We start from the raw sequence: 905 nt of genomic DNA on the forward strand, positions 1-905 counted from the left end.
TTATAGTCGAGTCGAATTGAACCGTTACGGTTCTTAAAGACTGACTAAGTTCTTCGCTACTTAGTTCAGAAATCTCAGAGCGCCCACTGTTACTATCGATGCTATTGATACCGGCGACATCGCATACGAGTTTGTATAACGGCACCATCGCAAAGGCAAAGCCAAACATAAGCACTGTTAACATTGCGAGCTTTAGTGCGGTTTTCTTGTTTTGTTTTACTGGTACTTCACTCATGTTATGCACCCACGGCTAAAGTTTGGCTGACGCCATAGGCGGCAATGCATAAGCTTGATATCGCAATGCCTCCAAGAATTAGCGCGGTGCGAATATTTGACTTCTTTAATGCTTGTTCGCTTTGTTGGTTCATAATCAAAACTCTTTTTGTTGTTAAGTATCTAGCCTTGGGCTCTTTGTTAAAGCACCCAAGGCCAGATTCTGGTTTTATTTGACCGTAGGAGGTGTTTCAAAGCTATGGAATGGTGGAGGAGATGGGAGCGTCCACTCCAGGCCAGGTGTACCGATCTGAGAACCTTCCCAAGGCTGAGCTGGAGCTTTCTCGCCACCACGTATAGTTTGAATAATGATGTAGACAAAGAGTAGGTGAGATAGGCCGAAGATAAAGGCACCAATGCTCGATATCTGGTTAAACTCAATAAACTGCACGCTGTAATCAACGATACGGCGTGGCATACCCGCTAAGCCCGAAAAGTGTTGAGGGAAGAACGTCAGGTTAAAGCCGATGGTTGTCCACCAGAAAAAGATTTTACCCAGCGTTTCGTTATACATATGGCCAGTCCACTTTGGCAGCCAATAGAATACACCTGCGTAGAGCCCGAATAGTGCGCCGGGTATTAATGCGTAGTGAAAATGTGCGACCACAAAGTAGGTGTCATGGTATTGCAAA

Annotated in this window: 2 protein-coding genes and 1 pseudogene; all 3 read right to left on the reverse strand. The window is 45.2% G+C overall.

Going from position 1 to position 905, the window contains the following annotated elements; translation table 11 throughout:
* Positions 1–235: pseudogene (locus A3763_RS01950) on the reverse strand (hypothetical protein); the annotation flags it as partial.
* Between the two features lies 1 nt (position 236).
* Positions 237–368, reverse strand: coding sequence for a hypothetical protein (locus tag A3763_RS29860; protein WP_255374912.1), 132 nt, complete (start codon positions 366–368; stop codon positions 237–239).
* Between the two features lie 74 nt (positions 369–442).
* Positions 443–905, reverse strand: a 463-nt coding sequence (locus tag A3763_RS01955) for a cbb3-type cytochrome c oxidase subunit I (RefSeq protein ID WP_197482693.1), incomplete at its 5' end; no start/stop codon positions are given.

It is taken from the genome of Oleiphilus sp. HI0128, from assembly GCF_001635365.1.

Excerpts from the sequence above, each read along its gene's own strand:
- A3763_RS29860 (WP_255374912.1), bottom strand. The coding sequence starts at position 368 with ATGAACCAACAAAGCGAACAAGCATTAAAGAAGTCAAATATTCGCACC.